22 protein-coding genes are annotated in these 21,923 nt (G+C 64.8%); 8 read left to right on the top strand and 14 right to left on the bottom strand.

Going from position 1 to position 21,923, the window contains the following annotated elements; translation table 11 throughout:
- Positions 1–7 precede the first annotated feature (7 nt).
- The 7 genes from recF to mutM form a co-directional block, all read right to left on the bottom strand.
- Positions 8–1,111 (bottom strand): DNA replication/repair protein RecF, encoded by a 1,104-nt coding sequence (gene recF, locus BM002_RS10655; protein WP_092780240.1) that lies wholly within the window; start codon positions 1,109–1,111, stop codon positions 8–10.
- Positions 1,104–2,222 (bottom strand): DNA polymerase III subunit beta, encoded by a 1,119-nt coding sequence (gene dnaN, locus BM002_RS10650; protein WP_092780238.1) that lies wholly within the window; start codon positions 2,220–2,222, stop codon positions 1,104–1,106. Before dnaN ends, recF begins: the two co-directional genes overlap by 8 nt.
- Positions 2,223–2,294: 72 nt before the next feature.
- Entirely contained in the window at positions 2,295–3,632 is a 1,338-nt protein-coding gene (dnaA, locus tag BM002_RS10645; RefSeq protein WP_092780236.1) for a chromosomal replication initiator protein DnaA, read from the bottom strand.
- Between the two features lie 33 nt (positions 3,633–3,665).
- Positions 3,666–3,992, bottom strand: a complete 327-nt coding sequence (locus BM002_RS10640; RefSeq protein WP_245749209.1) for a rhodanese-like domain-containing protein — start codon at positions 3,990–3,992, stop codon at positions 3,666–3,668.
- Positions 3,993–4,334: 342 nt separating this feature from the next.
- On the bottom strand, positions 4,335–4,601 hold the full coding sequence (gene rpsT, locus BM002_RS10635) for a 30S ribosomal protein S20 (RefSeq protein WP_092780232.1): 267 nt from the start codon (positions 4,599–4,601) through the stop codon (positions 4,335–4,337).
- Positions 4,602–4,781: 180 nt separating this feature from the next.
- Positions 4,782–5,558 carry an enoyl-CoA hydratase gene (locus BM002_RS10630; protein WP_092780230.1) on the bottom strand — a complete coding sequence of 259 codons (777 nt, stop codon included), beginning with the start codon at positions 5,556–5,558 and terminating at the stop codon, positions 4,782–4,784.
- 59 nt (positions 5,559–5,617) lie between these two features.
- Positions 5,618–6,469, bottom strand: a complete 852-nt coding sequence (mutM, locus tag BM002_RS10625; protein ID WP_092780228.1) for a bifunctional DNA-formamidopyrimidine glycosylase/DNA-(apurinic or apyrimidinic site) lyase — start codon at positions 6,467–6,469, stop codon at positions 5,618–5,620.
- A gap of 68 nt (positions 6,470–6,537) precedes the next feature.
- On the opposite strand from mutM, the gene ubiE reads away from it, so the two are divergent.
- Together ubiE and ubiB are read left to right on the top strand one after the other, a co-directional pair.
- Positions 6,538–7,290, top strand: coding sequence for a bifunctional demethylmenaquinone methyltransferase/2-methoxy-6-polyprenyl-1,4-benzoquinol methylase UbiE (gene ubiE / locus BM002_RS10620; protein ID WP_092780226.1), 753 nt, complete (start codon positions 6,538–6,540; stop codon positions 7,288–7,290).
- Between the two features lie 13 nt (positions 7,291–7,303).
- Positions 7,304–8,836 (top strand): 2-polyprenylphenol 6-hydroxylase, encoded by a 1,533-nt coding sequence (gene ubiB, locus BM002_RS10615; protein ID WP_092780224.1) that lies wholly within the window; start codon positions 7,304–7,306, stop codon positions 8,834–8,836.
- Positions 8,837–8,848: 12 nt separating this feature from the next.
- Here the strand turns inward: ubiB and BM002_RS10610 are convergent, their stop codons facing one another.
- Together BM002_RS10610 and BM002_RS10605 are read right to left on the bottom strand one after the other, a co-directional pair.
- Positions 8,849–9,514, bottom strand: coding sequence for a flagellar hook capping FlgD N-terminal domain-containing protein (locus BM002_RS10610; protein ID WP_092780222.1), 666 nt, complete (start codon positions 9,512–9,514; stop codon positions 8,849–8,851).
- Positions 9,515–9,523: 9 nt separating this feature from the next.
- Complete coding sequence (locus BM002_RS10605; protein ID WP_175484869.1) at positions 9,524–11,377, bottom strand: flagellar hook-length control protein FliK; 1,854 nt, start codon at positions 11,375–11,377, stop codon at positions 9,524–9,526.
- Positions 11,378–11,491: 114 nt separating this feature from the next.
- Here BM002_RS10605 and BM002_RS10600 point away from each other — a divergent pair, with 114 nt between their 5' ends.
- Positions 11,492–11,794 carry a rod-binding protein gene (locus BM002_RS10600; RefSeq protein WP_092780218.1) on the top strand — a complete coding sequence of 101 codons (303 nt, stop codon included), beginning with the start codon at positions 11,492–11,494 and terminating at the stop codon, positions 11,792–11,794.
- Here BM002_RS10600 and BM002_RS10595 read toward each other — a convergent pair.
- On the bottom strand, positions 11,779–12,366 hold the full coding sequence (locus BM002_RS10595; RefSeq protein ID WP_092780216.1) for a transglycosylase SLT domain-containing protein: 588 nt from the start codon (positions 12,364–12,366) through the stop codon (positions 11,779–11,781). The genes BM002_RS10600 and BM002_RS10595 overlap by 16 nt on opposite strands.
- A 73-nt stretch (positions 12,367–12,439) precedes the next feature.
- Positions 12,440–13,321 (bottom strand): AEC family transporter, encoded by an 882-nt coding sequence (locus BM002_RS10590; RefSeq protein ID WP_092780214.1) that lies wholly within the window; start codon positions 13,319–13,321, stop codon positions 12,440–12,442.
- A gap of 84 nt (positions 13,322–13,405) precedes the next feature.
- Between BM002_RS10590 and hspQ the strand changes: the two genes are divergently transcribed.
- Both hspQ and BM002_RS10580 read left to right on the top strand, forming a co-directional pair.
- Positions 13,406–13,732, top strand: a complete 327-nt coding sequence (gene hspQ, locus BM002_RS10585) for a heat shock protein HspQ (protein ID WP_092780212.1) — start codon at positions 13,406–13,408, stop codon at positions 13,730–13,732.
- Positions 13,733–13,829: 97 nt separating this feature from the next.
- The gene (locus tag BM002_RS10580; protein ID WP_175484868.1) at positions 13,830–15,920 is read left to right on the top strand and encodes an ATP-binding protein; all 2,091 of its coding nucleotides are present in this window, start codon (positions 13,830–13,832) and stop codon (positions 15,918–15,920) included.
- Here BM002_RS10580 and BM002_RS10575 read toward each other — a convergent pair.
- A complete protein-coding gene (locus BM002_RS10575) occupies positions 15,915–16,913 on the bottom strand; it encodes an asparaginase (RefSeq protein WP_092780208.1) in 999 nt (332 codons plus the stop codon). The two genes, BM002_RS10580 and BM002_RS10575, sit on opposite strands and share 6 nt — an antisense overlap.
- Before the next feature lie 172 nt (positions 16,914–17,085).
- On the opposite strand from BM002_RS10575, the gene BM002_RS10570 reads away from it, so the two are divergent.
- Entirely contained in the window at positions 17,086–17,610 is a 525-nt protein-coding gene (locus BM002_RS10570) for an invasion associated locus B family protein (RefSeq protein ID WP_092780206.1), read from the top strand.
- Between the two features lie 75 nt (positions 17,611–17,685).
- A complete protein-coding gene (gene rlmN / locus BM002_RS10565; RefSeq protein WP_092780204.1) occupies positions 17,686–18,861 on the top strand; it encodes a dual-specificity RNA methyltransferase RlmN in 1,176 nt (391 codons plus the stop codon).
- Between the two features lie 128 nt (positions 18,862–18,989).
- Here the strand turns inward: rlmN and BM002_RS10560 are convergent, their stop codons facing one another.
- Together BM002_RS10560 and serB are read right to left on the bottom strand one after the other, a co-directional pair.
- Complete coding sequence (locus tag BM002_RS10560; protein WP_092780202.1) at positions 18,990–19,748, bottom strand: TSUP family transporter; 759 nt, start codon at positions 19,746–19,748, stop codon at positions 18,990–18,992.
- The gene (gene serB / locus BM002_RS10555) at positions 19,741–20,619 is read right to left on the bottom strand and encodes a phosphoserine phosphatase SerB (RefSeq protein ID WP_092780620.1); all 879 of its coding nucleotides are present in this window, start codon (positions 20,617–20,619) and stop codon (positions 19,741–19,743) included. The genes BM002_RS10560 and serB overlap by 8 nt, the downstream gene beginning before the upstream one ends.
- Positions 20,620–20,770: 151 nt before the next feature.
- Between serB and BM002_RS10550 the strand changes: the two genes are divergently transcribed.
- Positions 20,771–21,898, top strand: coding sequence for a phosphoserine transaminase (locus BM002_RS10550; RefSeq protein WP_092780200.1), 1,128 nt, complete (start codon positions 20,771–20,773; stop codon positions 21,896–21,898).
- Positions 21,899–21,923: the final 25 nt, after the last annotated feature.

Raw genomic sequence — 21,923 nt, 5'->3', positions numbered from 1 at the left:
TTGCGGGTCATGGCGCGACCTCCTCGGCCAGGCTTTCACCGCCCCGGTCGATCACGCGCAGATGGTGCGCGCGGTTGCCAAGTTCGGCGAACAATTCCGGACCGGTGCCGGTCAGGAAGGCCTGCGCGCCAAGCGCCAGCAACTCGTCATAGAGTGCGGCGCGCCGGGTGGCGTCCAGATGGGCGGCGACTTCGTCCAGCAGCAGGATCGGCGCGAATCCGGAGTCGTGCTTGAGCGCGCGGGCATTCGCAAGGATCAGCGAAATCAGCAGCGCCTTCTGCTCGCCGGTGGAGCAGAGCCGCGCCTCCATGTCCTTGGCGCTGTACCGCCCTGCCAAATCGGTGCGGTGCGGCCCGACCAGCGTGCGCCCGGCGGCCATGTCCCGCGAGCGGCTTTCCGCGAAGGCGTCCGCCAGTGCCGCTTCGGTTGCGGGGCCGTCGGCATCGGACAGGGCCAGATCGGCAGCGGGGAAGGGGCCATCACTTTCTTGCGCGGCCGCAAGCGTCGCCAGAGCAGACACCCGCCGGGCGTGAATGCCGGCACCGTGCCGCGCCATCTGCGCCTCAAGCGCGTCGTACCAGATCGGATCCCGGACCCCATCCTTCAAGAGGCGGTTCCGGTCCCGAATGGCCTTGTCATAGGCCAGCACACCCTCGGCATGGTCGGGGTGAAAGCTGAGCGTCATGCGATCCAGGAACCGGCGCCGCCCCTCGGCCCCTTCCAGCCAGAGACGATCCATCGACGGAACAAGCCACAGCACTCGCGCGATCCGGCCCAGGGCGATCTGCGGCGCAGGTTTGCCGTCGATCGTGGTCTTGCGGCTGGTACCCGGTTCGGCCCGTAACTCGATTTCGTGGCCGCTGAGCGTCGCCAGGATGCGCCAGCCAATCGCCTCGGGTTTGCGGATGATTTCCTCTGCCGCTGCCGTGCGCATGCCGCGCCCCGGAGACAGCAGGGAAATCGCTTCCAGCAGATTGGTCTTGCCCGCCCCGTTGGCCCCGTGGATCGCCACGGGCCGCCCGTCGAACGCCAATCTTGTGCGACGATGCGAGCGGAAATGCGACAGGGCGAGCGCGGTGACCCGTGCGGACGTGTCGGACGCTTCAGACACGCATGGGCATGACGACGTAGATTGCCGACAGGTCGTCGCCTTCGCGCATCAGGGTCGGGTCGCCCGCGTTGTTGAACAGGAAGACGGCGTTTTCCCGGTCCACCTGGGCGGCGATTTCCTGAAGGTATTTCGCGTTGAACCCGATTTCGAGCTTTTCGTCGGCATAGGCTACGGCCAGCTCTTCCTCGGCGGCGCCGGAGTCGGGCGCGTTGACCGACAGGGTCAGGCGATCTTCATCCAGCGACAGTTTGACGGCGCGCGACCGTTCGGATGACACCGTGGCGACCCGGTCGACGGCCTTGGCGAAGTCGGCGGCATCCACCTTCAACTCGCGCGTGTTGCCGGTCGGAATGACGCGGGCATAGTCGGGGAAGGTGCCGTCGATGACCTTGGAGGTCAGCGTGATTTCGGGTGTCGCGAAGCGGATCTTGGTCTCGGACACCGACACGGCGATCTGGGCATCATCATCGGACAGCAGTTTGCGCACCTGGTCCACGGTCTTGCGGGGGACGATCACGCCCGGCATGTCGGCGGCGCCTTCGGGCAGTTTTGCATCGACCCGGGCCAGGCGGTGACCGTCGGTCGCGACGGCGCGCAGGCTCTGACCCTCGGCGCCTTCGGCCACATGCATGTAGACCCCGTTGAGGTAATAGCGCGTCTCTTCGGTCGAGATGGCGAAGCGCGTCTTGTCGAGCAGCCGCCGCAGCACCTTGGCCTCGCAGGAGAAATTCGCGGTATAATCCGAGGACGCCATGACCGGGAAATCTTCGCGCGCCAGCGTGGCGAGCGAGAAATGCGACCGGCCCGCCGTGACCTCAAGACGCCCCTGCGCCTGATCTTCGGTGATCTGGACCAGCGCGCCGTCGGGAAGTTTGCGCACGATTTCGTGGAACAGGACGGCCGACACCGTGGTGCCGCCCGGGCGCTCGACCTGGGCATGGGCCTTGTCGATGACCTCGATATCCAGATCGGTGGCCTTGAAGCTGACCGAGTCTCCGTCGGCCTCCATCAGCACATTGGCGAGAATCGGGATGGTGTTGCGACGCTCGACAACGGCCTGCGCCTGGCTGACCGCGTCCAAAAGCGCGGCGCGCTCGATCGAGAACTTCATCTGGTATCCCCTCGCCTTACCGGATGGGCAGCATAGCCGCGCCCCGCGCCGTTGCAAGCGCCGTGGCGCGTGTCAGCCTTCCAGCTTGCGCTGCAACAACAATGCGTCTTCGGCGATCTGCGGTTCGGCGGCGATCAGCTCTTCGATCTTGCGCACGGCATAGAGAACCGTGGTGTGGTCGCGCCCCCCGAACTTGCGGCCGATTTCCGGATAGCTGCGCGGTGTCAGCTTCTTGGCGAGGTACATCGCCATCTGGCGTGGGCGGGCCACCATGCGCGACCGACGGGCAGAGGTCATGTCGGACATCCGCAGGGAATAATGCTCGCAAGTGGTCTTCATGATCTCGTCGATGGTCAGCTTGCGATCCGACGCGCGCAGCAGGTCGCCCAGAACGTCCTGCGCCTGTTCCAGGGTGACTTCCTGCTTGACCAGATCGGCATAGGCAAAGAGCCGCATGACCGCGCCTTCGAGAACACGGATCGACGCGGTGATCCGGCTGGCCAGAAACTCCAGAACCCCGTCGGCGAGGGAAAACTCGGGATGCTGTGCGGCAAAGCTGTCGACCCGGTGTTGCAGCACACCAAGGCGCAATTCGTAGTCGGCGGGGTGCAGATCAACGACAAGACCCTGTTGCAGCCGCGAGGTGATCCGCTCTTCCAGATCGGAGATATCGGCGGGGGAGCGGTCGGCCGAAATGACGACCTGCTTACCCTGATCGACCAGAGCGTTGAACGTGTGAAAGAACTCTTCCTGCGTGCTGTCCTTGCCCGCGATGAACTGGACGTCGTCCACCAGAAGGACGTCGACGGTGCGGAACAGATGCTTGAAATCCATCGTGTTCTTTTCGCGCAGGCTCTGGACGAAACGATACATGAACTGTTCCGCCGACAGATACATCACGCGCTTTTCGGGGTGCTGCTCCTGCAATTCCCAGGCGATGGCCTGCATCAGGTGGGTCTTGCCCAGGCCGACGCGGCTGTGAAGGAACAGCGGGTTGAAGCTGACCGATCCACCGGCGGCCACGCGGCGGGCGGCAGCATGGGCCAGCTCGTTCGACTTGCCGACGATGAAGCTGTCGAAGGTGAAGCGCTTGTCGAGGGTGTTTTCCTGGCGGACGTTGCGGCGGGGGGTGGTTTCGTCAGGTGTCTTGGCCGGGGTGGGCACCGCGCGGATGGCGGCCCCGCAGACAAGGCGCCCGGCATCTGCCCCAACGTCTGCCACATGCCGCAAGATGACGTCCTGGAAATTCTGCATGACCCATTTGCCGATGAAATCCGTCGGGGAAGACAGTCGCAGCGTCCCATCTTCCAGCGACGAGAACGAGAGAGGCTCGATCCACGTCGTGAAGTTGTGCGTGCCAACGTCCTTTCGGATCCCGCCCTTGGCGAGGTTCCATGCGTCATTCGTCATTTCTTTCGGCCCTACCCGCTTATCCTGTTTCGCTTAGGACTGCCGCCATGACAGTCCCCGGGCCTTCCATCCGTTCAGGCCCCCCCGGTGTGCGAGCTGGTTCAGATCGCCTTCGAACCCTTCGGCCACGTTGATGCACTCTATGGCCTGACCCTCGGCAGTGAGGGTTTCGGCTACGGCATGCGCCGCCTGCATCGACCGTGCGCCAGAGCGGCAGATGAACAAGATGCGGGATGGCAGCCCCGGCATCTGGTCCAAAAGCGCCCGGGCGAATGCCGGGTTCGGGGTCATCTCGGGCCAGGACATCCATTCCAACCGGATGACGTCCTTTTCCAATTCCGACAGGTCCGGCCCCCCCACGAATCCCCATTCAGGGCGGGTCCGAACGTCGACGAGCACTGCGGCTGGATCGGTCGATAAAATCTCCCATGACTCCCGAGGTGTTACCTCGGAAACCAAAGCTTCCGCAGACGTACTCATCAATGTCCCCTAGCGATCTGACTCGCTCGCTCAATCAGATACCTGTGGGGTGTCGGCGCCTCAACGACTCTTCGTTCTTGACTCGGGCGAGGGGCGAAAAGAATCTGCCATACCAGTCTCAAGTCTCTGATCGGTGGCGATAAAAAAAGCCCGCCAAGGGCGGGCTCTCGAATCTCTTGACCTGTGGCCGTGCAATTTTGCAGCGACCCGAGAATCGGCGTGTCAGGCGTTCAAGGCCTTCACGCGCGACGACAGGCGCGACACTTTCCGCGATGCGGTGTTCTTGTGGAAAACGCCCTTGGTCACGCCGCGCATGATCTCGGGCTGGGCGGCCTTCAGCGCAGCGGCGGCGGCGGCCTGGTCGCCCGAGGCGATCGCCTCTTCGACCTTGCGCAGGTAGGTGCGAATCCGCGAGCGGCGTGCCTTGTTCACGGCAAAGCGACGCTCGTTCTGGCGGGCGCGTTTCTTGGACTGGGGAGAGTTGGCCATGGTCGGGTCCCTTTCTCGGGCATTTGAAATTGAATGCGCGCGAAGGGTATCGCCGACCAAAATTGCCGGCACAGGGTCCGACAGGTCACTCCGGCCAAAGCGGGCCTCACACGCATGATCGGCGTCGCTTAGACGAGGGGGGGCGTCAGGTCAAGCAGGCCCGTTCCCGGGGCCGCGTGGTCACTTGTCGCGAAACTGTGGTTCACGCTTTTCGACGAAGGCCTTCATCCCCTCGGCCCGGTCTTCGGAGGCGAACAGCGAATGAAACAGACGTTTTTCGAACAGCAGCCCTTCGCGCAGCCCCATCTCCTGGCTCTGGTTGACGGCTTCCTTGACGGCGGTAACCGTCACCATGGATTTCTCGGCGATCTTGGCCGCGGCGGCCAAGGCCTCCTCGACCAGTTTCTTGGCCGGAACCACGCGGCTGACGAGACCGGACCGCTCGGCTTCGGCGGCGTCCATGAAGCGCCCCGTCAGATGCATGTCCATCGATTTGGCCTTGCCCACGGCACGCGTCAGGCGCTGGGTCCCGCCCATGCCCGCCACGACGCCAAGGTTGATTTCCGGCTGGCCGAACTTGGCGGTATCCGCCGCGATGATGAAATCGCACATCATCGCCAACTCGCACCCGCCGCCCAGGGCATAGCCGGAAACGGCTGCGATGATCGGCTTGCGGATGCGCATGAAGCGATCGACCTCGGTCCCGAACAGATCACCCATGAACACGTCGACAAAGGACTTCTGAGCCATTTCGGTGATGTCGGCGCCCGCCGCAAAGGCCTTTTCCGATCCGGTCAGCACGATGCAGCGCACCGTCTTGTCGTCCTGCGCGGCCACAAGCGCCTTTGTCAGTTCAGACAGCAGCATCGAGTTCAGCGCGTTGAGCGCTTCGGGCCGATCCAGACGGATCAGGGCCACATGATTGCTGATCTCGACCTTCAGTGTCTCGTAACCCATGGTCTGCCTCGCAGGTTGTCCAGATGTCAGGCCTGCCCCGGTTGGCGGGGGGTTTCAAGTCATCTCTGGCAGGTCGCGCAATAGAAGGTCGAGCGGCCCGATTGCACGATCCGGCGAATGGATCCGTCGCAGCCATCACCGGCGCAGGGGTGCCCCTCGCGGTCGTAGACCCGGAAACTGTGTTGAAAATACCCAAGGTTTCCATCGGCCTGCCGGTGGTCCTGAAGCGATGATCCGCCTGCCGCGATCGCCTCGGCCAGCACCTCGCGAATGATCGGAACCAGGGCCGCGACCCGTCCCGCGGCGATTCGTCCTGCCTTGCGTGTGGGGGCGATTCCCGCGCGGTGAAGCGCTTCGGACACATAGATGTTGCCTAGACCCGCCACGATCCGCTGATCCAGAAGCGCGGATTTCACGGGCGTGTTGCGACCCCGGAACGCTGCGATCAGATGCGCCTCGTTGAACGCATTGCCCAAGGGCTCCGGCCCCAGCTTCTCGATCAGCCAATGCTGCTCCAGCGACTCGGTCGGATGCAGGTCCATCGCTCCGAACCGGCGCGCATCGTTGAACACGACCCGCGCGCCCCGGTCGGTGTGGAACAGGACATGGTCATGCTGCGGCAGCCAACCATGGGGATAATGGAACAGCCCGGGTTGCGCGTCATCGACCACCATCCGTCCCGACATCCCCAGATGCACGATCAGCGTCTCGCCCCGGTCCAGATGCAGCAGCAGGTATTTCGACCGCCGCCCAAGCCCGGTGATCCGGGCCCCGGTCATCCGTTCGGCCATCCGTTCGGGAAAGGGCCAGCGCAGATCGGCGCGGTTCACATCGACCCGGATCAGGCGCGCGCCTTCCAGCGCGGGGGTCAGCCCGCGACGAACCGTCTCAACTTCCGGCAGCTCTGGCATGGGACCTCACGTTGCAGGCGCGGCCCCGCGCCCTATAAGTCAGTCCGACAGATGAGGATGATTGTCCGATGACGCAAGACGGCAAGAGCACGACGCATTTCGGTTTCCAGACCGTGGACGAAGACCAGAAGGCCGGAATGGTCCACGGGGTGTTTTCGTCGGTGGCCTCCAAATACGACGTGATGAACGACGCCATGTCGATGGGGGTGCATCGGATCTGGAAGGATGCGATGCTCGATTGGCTGGCCCCGCGGGCCGGCCAACGCTTGCTGGACGTGGCGGGCGGCACCGGTGACATCGCTTTTCGCTTCCTGACCCGCGCCCCGGAGGCCAGTGCCGTCGTCTGCGACATGACCGAAGGCATGCTGGTCGCCGGGCGCGGCCGGGCCGAGGCCGAGGGTTTTTCGGACCGTCTCGATTGGGTTGCGGGCGATGCCATGGCCCTGCCGTTCGAGGATGCGACCTTCGACGTCTATACCATCAGCTTCGGCATCCGGAACGTGACCCGCATCGGAGACGCCCTGCGCGAGGCCTTTCGCGTGTTGCGCCCGGGTGGCCGCCTGATGGTGCTGGAGTTCAGCCAATTGCCCAACCCACTGATGCAGAAGGCCTATGACCTCTATTCCTTCAACGTGATCCCGCGCATGGGCCAGGCGATTGCCGGGGATCGCGACAGCTATCAGTATCTTGTCGAGTCGATCCGCCAGTTTCCCGATCAGGACCGTTTCGCCGGGATGATCGTCGATGCGGGGTTCGGCAATGTGAAATATCGCAACCTGTCGTTCGGGATCGCGGCGCTGCATTCCGGCTGGAAACTCTGATGGTCATCCGTCGATGAGGGGGCCGCACAACCTCTGGCGTCTGATCCGGACGGCCGGGACCTTCGAGAAGACCGGGGCAATGGATGTCGTCCTCGATCAGCTGAACGCCCCGCGCGAGTTGCGGATCGCGGCCCGCGTTCTGGGCTGGCCGTTCAAGTGGCTGGGTTTCGCGGGCGATCCGGCTCTGCCGCCCGTTACCCGCGCCATTACCGCCCTTGGACCGAGCTACATCAAGCTGGGCCAGATCCTGTCGACGCGGCCCGACTTCGTGGGCGATGAACTGGCGCTGCAGTTGCGCGTCCTGCAGGACAAGCTTCCTCCGTTCCCGACCGATCAGGCCAAGGCCATGATCGAAGCGGATCTCGAAGTGCCGTTGTCGTCGATCTTTTCGGAGTTTTCCGACCCCGTCGCCGCCGCCTCCATCGCGCAGGTCCATCAGGCAAGACTGGTCGGTGACGGGCGGAAGGTCGCGGTCAAGGTGCTGCGCCCCGGAATCGCGCGGGCTTTCCGGCGCGACATCGATGCGTTCTATCTGGGCGCACGCGTCATCGAGATGCTGTCGTCGTCGGCCCGACGGTTGCGACCCATGGATGTCATCGCCCATTTCGACGAGACTGTGCAGCAGGAGCTGGACCTGCGAACCGAGGCTGCCGCCGCCGGCGAATTCGCCGCCAACACGGCCCGCGACGAAGGCTTCCGCGTGCCCGGCGTCGAATGGAGCCTGTCCGGTCGGGCGGTCATGACGCTCGACTGGGAAGAAGGCGTTCAGATGGCCGACCTCGCCGCGATCGATGCGGCGGGCCACGATCGCGCGGCCCTGTCGGAACGGGTGATCGCCATGTTCCTGCGGCACGCGCTGCGCGACGGATATTTCCATGCCGACATGCATCAAGGCAATCTCAAGGTGGCCCCGAACGGCGATATCGTCGCGCTGGATTTCGGGATCATGGGGCGGCTCGATGAATACACGCGCCGCGTCTATGCCGAGATTCTGATGGGTTTCATCCGCAAGGATTACCGACGTGTCGCCGAAGTCCACTTCGAGGCGGGCTATGTGCCGGCAGATCGGGATATCGACCTCTTTGCGCAGGCCCTGCGGTCGGTCGGCGAACCGATCTTCGGGATGGATGCCTCGCGCATCTCCATGGGGCGTTTGCTGGCCTATCTTTTCGAAGTGACGGAACGGTTCGGGATGGAGACGCGGACCGAACTGATCCTGTTGCAGCGTACGATGGTGGTCGTCGAAGGTGTTGCCCGCACGCTCAATCCGCACATGAACCTCTGGACCGCAGCCGGGCCCGAGGTGGAACGCTATATCCGCGAGAACCTTGGCCCGCGGGCTCTGGTGCGCGATCTGGGCAAGACGCTGAGGGTGTTGTCGAGGTTCGGTCCGCATCTGCCCCGTGCGGTCGAAGACGCCTTGCGCCGGCCTGATCCCAAAGTGGCGGAAGTGGCCCGGCGTCGCGCTGCCGGTCGGCCCTGGCTCTGGTTCGGTGCCGGTGTGGTGGTGGCCTCCGGCGTGGCAGCCTTGCTTCAGGTTCTGTAGCGCGGGCAGGCGTCAGGCGGGCGGCCGACGGATCGATTCCAGCTGATCGATGGGCAGACGGACGCCACCGCCGATGATCAGCTCTGTGCCGGACCGGCCCAGCAAGACCTCATTGACGGGCGCATAATGCGCCAGAACGGTGGGATCGAGTTTCCGGTCCCCCGCCCAGCTGTCGATATAAAGCTGATACAGGCCGTTGGGGACCGAGCCCCCCTGACCGTCAGCGGGCCAGGAGAGGGACGGCGCGTCCGGGTCGATGGGATAGCGCCCGATCTCGGCCCCGTTCTCGTCGAGGATCGCAAGCTCCGCGCGGTCGGCAACTGGATTGATCTGCGTATAGAGTACGGTCGATCCGCCGGTATGGCCGACCGGACCGGTGTGCCGGACCTCCATTCCGATCCAGTCGGAGGCCCCGGTGACCTGTTGCGTATCGAGCCGGGTGATCATCTGCGCCAGCAGGTCATTTGTCTTCACCGCCTGTTCGACATTCGAGAAGGTGGCGAGTTGGGCCGTGTATTCGGTTGAATCGGCGGGCTCCAACGGGTCCTGGTTGCGGATCTGGGCGGTCAGCAACCTCAGGAAGGTGTCGAAATCCGATGCGATATTCGTACCGGCGCTGTTGGTGCTGGCGGCACTGGCCGAAGCCGGGCTTGTGAAAGAAGTCGTCGAGATGTCCATGCGTCCCTCCTAGAGACTGATGTCGAGGCGCCCTGGCGCGATGGATCGTTGCGGCGTCGCATCGGCCTCGGCCCTCTCGTTTGTCGAGGTGTCGGATTGTTCGGACTGCGGCGCATGTCTTTCGGGATGGCGAAACGCGGACTGCCCGCCGTCGTGACTGTTGCCGCGTGCGCCGGTCTGGATGTCGATCGACGTGAGCGTGACGCCATCCGCGATGAAGGATCGGTGCAGCCCGTCCAGGTGCCTGCGCACCATTTCAAGCGACTCGGGGCGTTCGACCGTGACCACGAGGTTCAATCCACGATCCCCGGTCTGCAACGTCAGTTTCAGACGTCCTAGATCGGCCGGTGCGAGTTCGACCTCCGTGGACATGGTGCCCGCATCGCTGCGCTGTGTGGTGACCTGAAGCGTTTCGGCCATCGGTGCCAGCCGCGCGGCCACGCCGTCGCGCAATTCGGGGAGGGCGAGGGGGACCGCCGATCCGGCACGCGTGCCATCGGTCTGCATGGGGATGGCCTGAGTCGGCGCCCGGTCGGACAGGACGGCAACGGTCGTATCGACGGCGCGAATATCCGCCGCGACGTCTCCCGAAGGAGCAGGTTTTGAAGCGCTGTCTGCCTGTGCGGTGCCTTGGACAATGGCCGACGTCTTGCCTGACCGGTCATCGCCCACGACAGAAGTCGTGCGATCCGGGTCGGAAATCGGCGGGGGCGTGCTCGCCACGCGCTGGCCGACATCGTCCGACTGGCTGACCGTGTCCCGGACGAGCGGCAATGCTGTGGCCGAAGGCATCCGACCTTCGGTAACCGACGCTGCGTCGCCCATCGAAACCTTGCGGCTTCTGGTTGGCGTGTCGGATATCGCTTCGGATATCGGCCGACGGGCGGGTGGTGCCGCCGCAGCCAAGGTCGGGGCGATCGTCTCGAATCCGCTGGCGGCGGTCGCGACCGCGCGGAAGGGGTCGGAGGTCGGTCCCTCCGACAGTTTGGTTTGCACAGGCTTTGCGACGAAGGCTTCCCCGATTTCCGGTCGCAGTTCCCCTGTGTTCGTTTTCCCGGGTAAGCCGACCGCGGAACCACCGGAGAGTTCAGGGGAGGGAAATCCCGTGCGATCCACGGGCTGTCCCGGCAGCGTCGGCGTGCCAAACTCGGCTGCTTGTTTCGGGTGACGACCGGGTTGCAAGTCGACCGATCGAATGGGTCGGGATTCAGGTTGTTGATTGGTCTGAAACGCCCGCCACATCGGGTCGCTTGCAGTATCCTGGACCACGTCCTGCCCGCCTGAGGACGGGTTCGGTGCGGCTATCAAGGTCGCGATCCCGGGCACATCCACGGGGGGCTGCGGACTGGCCGGTTGGGCAGGCCGAACAGACCCGGTCCCGGTGCCCGGCAGGACGGGCAGAACGGGCCGGATCGTGGTCGGATCGGTCGGGGGGACGGTCTGTCCCGTCAGAAGCGCCGCCACGGAGCCTGCGGTCGGCGCGGCCAGGTTCGGGGTTACATCGGGCACCGCAGTTCGGCGACCGCCAAGGAGCGCTTCAATGGAGATCGGATCGGGCTGCGGAACAGATTCTGGTGTCGATACAGGGGCGCGCGCCAAAGCCTCGGCCAGCCACGCGGGGACTTCGACTTCTGGCTCTGCCACGGGACCCGGTCTTGGGGTGCGAAGCGCGACGATCAGGGCGTCTTGCCCAGACGGAACGGGATCGCGCGGCGCCGGTGTCCGGGTTTGCGGGGTGGTCGGGGCCTCGAGCAGGCTCTCGAAGCCTTGCGGATCATCCGGCAAGGCATTGCGCGCCTCGCCCGGTTGGGTCGGGTTCGGCCCCTGTTGCGATGCGATGGCAGTCAGGAAGTCGGACAGCATGGCCCCTCCGGATAGAATCATCTCGATCCGGTCTGTCTAGGGCGCGGGCATTACGAAATCCTTTACTCCTGTGTGCTTTTGATGGCGCGACCTGACTTGAAAGGATGACAGACGATGATCGCGACACCGCTCGCCCCGGCTCCCTGGCAACTGACGCCCTCGCCTGATGCGCGTGATCGCGTGCTGCGCGACCAGGCCCAACAGCTGGAGGCGTTTCTCTTTGCCGAACTTCTGCGCGTCTCGGGCACCGGCACGCCGTCACCCGGGGGCGGAGGCGAGACGCAATTCGACAGTTTCCTCAGGCAGTCGCAGGCCGAGGCCGTCGCCGCCAGCGGTCAGACAGGTTTGGCCGAGGCCATCTATCGCTCGCTTGCCGACCGCCAGGCCGCCACGCCTATCGGTCAGGAACAACTCTGAAGCTGCACGCGGTAGACTTCGGCCCGGGCCTCCAACTCGCCCGCGATCCGCACGAGCCAGGGTTTGCCACGGTAGGTTCCGCGCCGATACCCGGTGCGCCCGTCGTGATAGGCAAGGTACTGGTTGCGCACGTCCGATAGCGAGATGCCGAGGCTGCGGTTGGTTTCCGCCATATACCAGCCCATGAAATCGGTGGCATCGCGGATATCGTCGCGCCGGGTGCGGCGACCGCCCTCGGCCTGCTGATATTCCTTCCAGGTCGCATCGAGCGCCTGAGAATAGCCGAAGGCGCTGCTCTGACGGCCGACGGGAATCACGCCGAGCGAATAGCGAAGCGGCGTGCGCGCGTCCGAGATGAACTTCGATTCCTGATAGATCGTCGCCATCTGAACATGAACGGGGACGCCCCACTTGCGCTCTGCCGTCCGGAACGCGCGCAGGTAGTCGGGGCGCTGCGCCAGGATGGAACAGGCATTGTCGAGCTCGCGCGGCGCGCGACCGTCTCCTCCGCTGCCGCCACCGCCGCATGCGGTCAGCACCAGCAGACACCCAATCTGCAAATAACGTATCATACTCACTGCCCGGTTTATTGTTCTTACCGATTTTCCGCACTGTAGCCGATTCGATGCCCCCCTGCCAATCACATCAGACAAAGAAGGCCAGAACGATCGGCAGAAATCCGACGGACATCACGGTCGACACGACGACAAGACCCGCGACGGGCGGTGCATCCGCCCCGTATTTCAACGCCAGCAGATAGGAGCTGACGGCGACAGGGGTGGCCAGTTGCACCGTCAGTACCCCGAGCGTGACACCCTCCAACCCGAAGGCCAGCCCGATCCCGAGTGCCAGCCCGGTGCAGACGATGGCTTTGAGCACCGAGAGTCCGGCCACATGGCCCATGCCCGACGGTTTGATTCGGGCAACCGCGACGCCAAGTGTGACCAGCATAAGCGGGATCCCCATCTGACCAACAAGGTTCAGCGAATTGAGCGCGACAGCAGGCACCGCCCACCCCTTCCAAAGGAAAACCGCCCCCAGCAGGGTCGCAAGTACCATCGGCTCCTTGAGGGCCCGCAGGGGGTTTCCCCCGCCGGACACCAGCCATATCCCGACCGTGAATTGCAGGATTGCCGTCACCGCGAAGACGACCACCGCATAGCCCAACCCCAGATCGCCGAACGCAAACAGGGCGAGCGGCAACCCCAGGTTGCCGGTATTCCCGAAGACCAGCGGGGCAAGATAGGTGCGCACGTCCAGCCGCATCACCGCGCAGATCAACCGAAACGCGATGAACATCGCGGCATAGACGGCAAGGGTCGCCACGGTCAGGGTCCCGGCGTCGCCTGCGTCGATGGTGCCCCGGGCCAGCGCGACAAAGACCAGACAGGGCACGGCGAGTGTCATCGCAAGGCGTGTCACAAAGGCCGTGTCGTAGTCGTACCCGAGCCTGACCCAGGTGAATCCGATGGCCGCCAGGGCGAACACCGGCGTCACGATCTCGAGGACTGTCAAGGCTAGAGTCACAGTATGTTTCCATTGATTCGGCGCAGCCTCGATTTACAAGACCCCGCCCTCCGCGATAGGAATTGGATCGGGAAAGGGCAACTTATGCTTAAGAATGAAGCGAAATATGCGCTCGGCGAAATCGTGCGCCACAAGAAGCATCCGTTCCGCGGTGTGATCTTCGATGTGGACGCCGTTTTTTCGAACACCGAGGAATGGTACGACGCGATTCCGCGTGAAAGCCGCCCGCGCAAGGACCAGCCATTTTACCACCTTCTGGCCGAGAACGATGAGTCCTACTACATTGCCTATGTCTCCGAGCAGAACCTTGTGCCGGACCGCAGCGGCCAGCCGGTGACGCATCCGGATATCGGCGACCTGTTCGGGGCTTTTGACGGGCGGCAGTACCCGCTGCATTTCGATCTCAACTAAAGCGCGTCCGGTTCTGAACCTTTAAGCCGATATTCACCTTCGTCTGCGACCACCTCCGGGGGCTGCCGGTTTCGGCATGCCGGGACCACGGAGACCCATGGACGGAGCCGTTCCAGATAGCCTCTATCTTGAGGAGCGCCGACGACGTCTGGCGGCGGAACGAACGTTGGAACACACGCGTCGGGAGTTGGCGCGTGCGCATTCGGCTCTGGTTTCGAACGCCGACCGTCTGTCACGCGGCTATCTTGCGCAGCGCGATCACAACCTGAAGCTCAGCGAACGACAGCATGCCATGCTGGAGCGAAGCCGGAATGCGGCGGAAAAGGCGGATCGCGCGCGCCGCCGCCTGTGGCACGCGCTCGAGACGATGCGGGACGGCTTTGCCTTGTTCGACCGCTCGGGTGTCCTGATCGCGGCGAACCACGTCTGGCTCGATTTGTTCGACGCCGCGTCGGAAATCGCGCCAGGAGCCCACGCGACCGAGATTTTCGGCCTTGCGGCAGAGGAGGGGGCCTTCGACATCGGCGACCTCAGCCCCGAAGAATGGGCCCGGGAACAGGTGGCGCGGTGGGATGCGCCGACAATCGAGACGCTTGTCCTTCACCACTACGATGGCCGCGTCGTCCGGTTTCAGGACCGCCGGGCCCCGGATGGGGATGTTGTCTCCCTTGCCATCGACATGACCGAACACCAGGAACGGGAGCAGTCGCTGGCGGCCGCTCGCGATGCCGCGGAAAGCCTTGCACGGGCAAAGGCCGACTTCCTCGCGCGCATGAGCCATGAAATCCGGACCCCGATGAACGGGGTCCTGGGCATGTCCCAGATGCTGATCGACGAAAGCACCGACGCCGAAGCGAAACTCTATGCGCAAACCATCCACGATTCGGCCGAAGCGCTTCTGGTAATCGTCAATGACACGCTCGATGTCTCCAAGCTGGAGGCCGGGAAGGTTGAGTTGAGGTCCGAGGATATCGACCTCGAAGCCGTGCTGATCGATTGCATCCGGCTGGCTGCGGTGAACGCGGCCGAGAATGTGAATGTCGGCCTCTTCTATCCGCTCGGCGCGCAGACACGGTTCTTCGGCGACGGCGGGCGGCTGCGCCAGGTCGTGATGAACCTTCTGGGCAACGCGCTGAAATTCACGTCCGAAGGCCATGTCGTTCTGCGCGCGTCCCTGCACCCCGGCGACCCGTTCCAGGTCGTCCTGACGGTCGAGGATACCGGGCCCGGTATCGCGAAAGACAAGCAGGCGGTGGTTTTCGACGCCTTCGGGCAGGTCGACGATCCCAGCCGACCCGTGCGCGAAGGGACGGGACTGGGCCTGACCATTTCCCGTGGTTTGGCAGAAAAGATGGGCGGAACGCTCGGCCTTGCGTCCGAACTTGGCAAAGGGTCGGTTTTCACGCTGACGCTCCCGCTGGAGCCGGGTGCCGCACCCGAGGCGTTGCCGCCGCTGCCGACCCGGATCGCGATCCCGAAGAATACGGGCATTCGCGGAAAGCTTGCGGCAGAGCGGCTCGTCGGCGCGGGCGTCGAGGTTACGCAGGATATCAATGCCTCTGTTCGGGTCGCGATTGTTCCCCTTGTTCTGGACGTTCGCGAACAACAGAAGATCCTCGATCAACTGGCCCCGGACGCACAGCTCCTGCTCTTCGGGCGTCGCAACGAAGCCATCGAAGAATTGGCCAAGCGGGCCGACTCGATCCTGCCGGTTCCGGTCGCGGGGGCGGATGTGGTGGCGGCGCTTTTGGCGAAACGCGAGGCATCCCCGACGTCAGACGCAGATATGGTCGCCCCGGCAGGGGATGGTCGGATCCTGCTGGCCGACGACAACGCGACCAACAGGCTGCTGCTTGAACGGATGCTGAAAGATCAGGCCTGCCCGATTGAATTGGTAGCCGATGGCGCCGCGGCCTTGGCGGCGGTCAAGGCATCCCTGCCGTCCGTGGTCGTTCTCGATATTTCCATGCCGGTGATGGACGGGTTCGAAGCCGCCGCAGCGATTCGCGCCCATGTCACGTCTCTCGGTCTGTCGCCGATCCCCATCATCGCGGTGACCGCCCATGTGGGCGACGACATGGAGGCGCGGTTGAAAGAGGCCAGGTTCGACGCCTACCTGACGAAGCCGCTCAAGAAAGACCTGCTCCTTGCGGAACTGGAACGGCTGATGCCGCGTGGCCTGTCATGACCCGAGGACGACGTTGTAACGCCCCGTGACCATGTCCCGCCGATTGCGGATCGGACCCATGGTCAGCCGCTCCACAACCGGGTCTTTTGCATCAAGCGCGCCGATCCGGCTCAGGAGGGCGGCAATCACCGCCTCAGAGGCGCGCGTTGTCCCATCGACGATCTTGAGGGCGATCCCGCGGTCAAGCTCCGGCAGGATCGCCACAAAGACGGCCTCGGCCCCTGTCTTGACGGCGCCCTTGCCCTTCATGGCCCGCATCAGGTCGGTGCAGGCGCGACCTTCGCCGGCCACCATCTCGGGGAAGGCTCCCATCGCGTGGGTCAGGCGGGCCATCGCGTCCTGCCGCGTGCCCTGACCCTCGCGGGCGCGGGCAAACCGCCCGACGGCCCCCGCGAGCGCGTCGAGCCGCGTCAGGAAATTCGGCGCCGAACATCCGTCGATGCCATAGCCGGGGCTGTCCATTTCCGTTGCCTCCTCGAAGGCGGTCCGGATGGCGCGCTGGACCGGGTGGTCGACCTCGACATACTCGGGGCCCGCGCCAAGGTGCTGCGACAGCATGAGAAAGCCCGCGTGCTTGCCCGAGCAGTTGTTGTGCAGCTGGCAGGGTTCCTTGCCTGCGCGGACCAGGTCATCACGGGCCTCCTCGGCATAGGGCATATGCGTCCCGCACCGCAGATCCGCCTCGCCCAGACCCATGTCCGCCAACCAATGCGCGACCGCTTCGCTATGGATCGCCGCCCCCTGATGCGAGGCACAGGCCAGCGCCAGCTGCGCCGTCGACAGCGCGCGCCCGGCCCCCGATTCCAGAAGCGGCAGGGCCTGGATCATCTTGCAGGAGGACCGGGGATAGATCATCGTCGCGGGGTCGCCCCAGGCTTCGATGATCTGCCCCGCGCCGTCACAAATGACGGCATGGCCGCGATGAACGGACTCGACCGTATCGCCCCGGATCACCTCGACCAGATCGACCGCTGCGCTGCTCAGTTGGCTCATCCTCGCCTCCCCGACGGAAAAATGTCAGTCCGGGCTTTCCCACAGGACCAATGCTGCGCTATCATTACCCCGCAGCATTGGGAACCACACGCCTCGGGCATCTCAAGTCCGGATGAACCGGGCAGCCGGGGCCACCCAGAACGAGTGACAGAGGCAGTGAAAAATGAATTGCATGGTTAATATTCGGTCTTTCGCAACATCCCTGATCGTCGCCGCAGCGGTGGCGTTTCCGGCGACCGCACAGGACAGTCAGAACCGCGTGAGCACCGAAACAGACTGGTCCGTCTTCGTGGAAGACAACCCCACGCAGTGCTGGATCGTGTCTGCTCCGAAATCCATCCGGAACACCCGTGACGGGGCAGAGGTCGAGGCGCGGCGCGGCGATATCCGCCTGTTCGTCAGCTATTGGCCCGGCGCCGACAAGAAGGGCGAGGTGTCTGCGACCGGCGGCTATCCCTATGCCAGCGGGTCCACGGTGACGATCACCATCGGGTCGTCGACCTTCGAGATGTTCACCGACGGCGAACTGGCCTGGGCCGCGTCGCCCACCGACGATCAGCGGATCATCGACGCCATGAAGCGCGGCTCGCAGGCCACCGTGTCGGGTCAGTCGGGTCGCGGCACCCGCACCGAAGACACTTTCAGCCTTCTGGGCTTCACCGCCGCCGTCACCGACGCCGAGCAACGCTGCGGCTGACAGGTTCGCATTGGTAATTTCGCGCGGGCGTCTCCATATGAGGCGCCCGTTGCCGTTCCACCCCGGAGATCCGCCATGAAAGCGCCCATCACGCAGGACGTCCACACGATCCCGCGCAAGTTGCCCGAGGGGGACCGCGTGAACCTGGTCGGCCTGACCCGCGATGGGTTGCGCGACGCGCTTCTGGCCGTCGGCGTTCCCGAAAAACAGGCCAAGATGCGGACGGGGCAGGTCTGGCAATGGCTCTATCATTGGGGCGTGCGCGACTTCGCTCAGATGACCAATCTGGCCAAGGAGTTCCGCACGACGCTGGCCCAGCATTTCACCATCGACCTGCCCGAGGTGGTCACGCGGCAGCTGTCCGAGGATGGCACCCGCAAATATCTGGTACGGATTGCGGGCGGTCACGAGGTCGAGGTCGTCTATATCCCCGAGGAAAATCGCGGCACGCTTTGTGTCTCGAGCCAGGTCGGCTGCACCCTGACCTGTTCGTTCTGTCACACGGGGACCCAGAAACTGGTGCGCAACCTCACCGCCGGAGAGATCGTCGGCCAGATCATGCTGGCCCGCGACGATCTGGGCGAATGGCCCGAAAAGGGCGCGCCGAACGATCCGCAGGGGCGGCTGGTCTCCAACATCGTGCTGATGGGCATGGGCGAGCCGCTCTATAATTTCGAGAACGTGCGCGACGCGATGAAGATCGCCATGGACGGCGAAGGCATCGCCCTGGGCCGTCGGCGCATCACCCTGTCGACCAGCGGCGTCGTCCCCGAGATCGCGCGCACCGCACAGGAAATCGGCTGCCTTCTGGCGGTGTCCTTCCATGCGACCACCGATGCCGTGCGCGATGTTCTGGTCCCGATCAACAAGCGCTGGAACATCGAGGTGCTGCTGGACGCGCTGCGCGACTATCCCAAGGTTTCCAACTCGGAGCGGATTACCTTCGAATACGTGATGCTCAATGGCGTGAACGACAGCGACGAGGATGCGCATCGGCTGGTGAACCTTCTCCACGGCATCCCGGCCAAGGTGAACCTGATCCCGTTCAACGAATGGCCCGGCGCGCCCTATACGCGGTCGTCCAACAACCGCATCCGGGCCTTTGCGACGATCCTGATGGAGGCGGGCTACGCCTCGCCCATTCGCACCCCGCGTGGCGAGGATATCATGGCCGCCTGCGGTCAGTTGAAATCCGCAACCGAGCGGCAGCGCAAATCCCGCGCCCAGATCGCCGCCGAAGCGGGGCTGTAGCGCTTCCGCCAGCGCGGCAGGATCACGTCGAGGACAAAGTGGAAGGCGTCGATTTCGGCCATGGGTCTGCTCCGGGTTGGCACGTCACGAGGCGGGCATAGCCCCGTCGCATGACGCCCGCGTGACGCTCAGAGCCAATCCCACATCAACCGCAGCGCCATGGCCGTTGTCACGACGACCAGAAGCGGTTTGATCAACCGTGCCCCCCGCCCCGCTGCCAGCCACGCGCCCAGTTGCGCCCCCACGATCTGCGAGGCGCCCATGGCCAGGCCGACGATCCACCACGGCTCCGCGATGATGGCAAAGGTCAGCAATCCGCCCAGGTTTGACGCGGCGTTGAGCAATTTGGAATGGGCAGTCGCCTTCAGCACACCCTGACCCGCCAGCAGGATGAACCCCAGCATATAGAAACTGCCCGCACCCGGTCCCAGCAACCCGTCATAGAACCCCACGAACGGCACCAATGTCGCGCCGAACAGAAGGGGCGACATCCGCCGCGCGCGGTCCAGATCGTCGAGCCCGGGCTTGAACGCAAAGTAGAGCGCGATCCCGATCAGCAGGACCGGCAGGCCCAGGCGCAACGTGTCGACCGGCAGAAGGGTGACGCAGAGCGCCCCGCCGATCGACGCCGCGAAGGACGCGAGCGCCATGGGCCATTGCCCCCGCAGATCGACAAGACCCCGTCGCGCATAGGCCGTGGCCGCCGACAGCGGGCCAAAGATGCCCTGCACCTTGTTCGTGGCCAGCGCCGTCACCGGGTCCGCCCCCGCCAGAACGAGGGACGGTACGGTGATCAGGCCGCCGCCGCCCGCGATGCTGTCGATGAAACCGGCGCAGAGCGCGGCGATCATCAACAGGACCAACAGGTCCCCCGCGATGTCAGGCATCCGCGAAGTCGTCCCGGTGATAGCCCTGCAGATAGAGGAGCGCGGTCAGGTCGCCGTGGTTGACCCGCAGCCCGGCCTCGGCCTGAACGGCGGGTTTCGCGTGCAGCGCCACACCCATTCCCGCGCGCGTCAGCATCCCGAGGTCGTTGGCCCCGTCGCCCACGGCAATCACGTCTGCGTCTGTAATCCCCATCTCGGCGGTGAAATCCTCCAGCGCGTCGACCTTGGCCTGCTTGCCCAGGATCGGCGTGCCCGGCGCGCCGGTCAGTTTGCCGTCCGCGATCAGCAGCGTGTTCGCCCGGTTCCAGTCGAACCCAAGCCGCGCCGCGATGGCCGAGGTAAAGGCCGTGAACCCGCCCGACACCAGCGCGGCCTTGGCTCCGTGACGCTTCATCGTGGCCAGCAGGGCCGGGCCGCCGGGCATCAGGGTGATGCGCTCGGCCAGGACCCGGTCGATGACGGCGGCATCCAGACCCGCCAGCAGGCCCACCCGTTCGCGCAAGGCGCCCTCGAAATCGATCTCGCCGTTCATGGCGCGTGCGGTGATGCCCGCAACCCTTTCGCCCACCCCAGCCTCGGCGGCCAGCTCGTCGATGCACTCTTGCTGGATCATCGTGCTGTCCATATCGGCCAGAAGCAGGCGCTTGCGGCGATTCCCGCTGGCCACGATGTTCACGTCGATGCCCATGGCATCCATGTCGGTCTGCACCGTCGCAAAGGTATCGGGCCGCGCGGGCATGTCGAATTCCGCCGCGACGCCACGGGCCAGCCAGCGCGCCTCGCCGCCGCCCCATCCGTTGCGAAGCGCTTCGATCAGCGGGATCTCCAGTTTCGGAGCATCGGGGGCGCAGGTCAGGACGGTGGTGAACATGGGTTTCCTATGATGGTCGTCGTCGGGCAACGAACCCGCCATTTGCCGCGCCTTAGCCGGAAAATGGCCCTTGCGCGACCCCTTGGATGGGAATAGCGACGGCCGCGGGACACCCTTCCCCAACGAAGGGCATTTATCTGCAAGGATAGTCATGACTGACTCGACGACTCCGGCCAAACGCCCGGGCAATCCGCGTTTCTCCTCCGGCCCCTGTGCCAAACACCCCGGCTGGACCCTTTCCTCCCTCTCCGATGCACCCTTGGGCCGCAGCCACCGCGCCGCCGTGGGCAAGGCCAAGCTGCGCGACGCGATCGACCGCACCCATGCGCTGCTCGATCTCCCCGAAGGATACCGCGTTGGCATCGTCCCGGCCTCCGACACCGGCGCCTATGAAATGGCGATGTGGTCGATGCTGGGCGCGCGTCCCGTCACAATGCTCGCCTGGGAAAGCTTCGGCTCGGGCTGGGTCACCGACGTCGTCAAGCAGCTCAAGCTCGACGCCGATGTGCGCACTGCCGACTATGGCCTGCTGCCCGACCTGACCATCGACCCTGCGCGTGACATCTGTTTCACCTGGAACGGCACCACTTCCGGCGTGCGCGTCCCGAATGCCGACTGGATCGCCGACGACCGCACCGGCCTAACGCTCTGCGATGCCACGTCGGCGGCCTTTGCGATGGACCTGCCCTGGGACAAGCTCGATGTGACGACCTTCAGCTGGCAGAAGGTTCTGGGCGGCGAGGGGGCGCATGGCGTTTTGGTCCTGTCGCCGCGCGCGGTCGAACGGCTCGAATCCTACACCCCGGCCTGGCCCCTGCCCAAGATCTTCCGCCTGACCAAGGGCGGCAAGCTGATCGAGGACATCTTCACCGGCGCCACGATCAACACGCCCTCGATGCTCTGCGTGGAGGATTACCTCGTCGCGCTCGACTGGGCCGAGGGTCTGGGCCTGTCCGGACTGGTGGAGCGGGCCACGGCGAATGCCAGCGCGATCTGGACGTTCTGCGAAACCCGCGACTGGATCGACAATCTGGCGGCGGATCCGGCGACCCGGTCGACGACGTCCGTCTGTCTCAAGTTCGTCGGCGCGCCCGACGGTCTGGCCAAGCGGGTCGCCAAACGCCTCGAGTCCGCGGGCGTGGCCCTCGACGTCGGGGCCTACCGCGACGCGCCCGAGGGGCTGCGCATCTGGTGCGGCTCCACGGTCGAGACCTCGGACATCGAGGCGCTGCTGCCCTGGATCGACTGGGCCTATCACGCGGAGCTCGCGGCGGGCTGACCCCTGCCGCACCCCACACCATCCA

It is taken from the genome of Jannaschia pohangensis (assembly GCF_900113875.1).
Lineage (GTDB): Bacteria > Pseudomonadota > Alphaproteobacteria > Rhodobacterales > Rhodobacteraceae > Jannaschia > Jannaschia pohangensis.
Note: the sequence above shows the minus strand (reverse complement) of the source record. Positions and strands in the feature narration are given on the sequence as shown.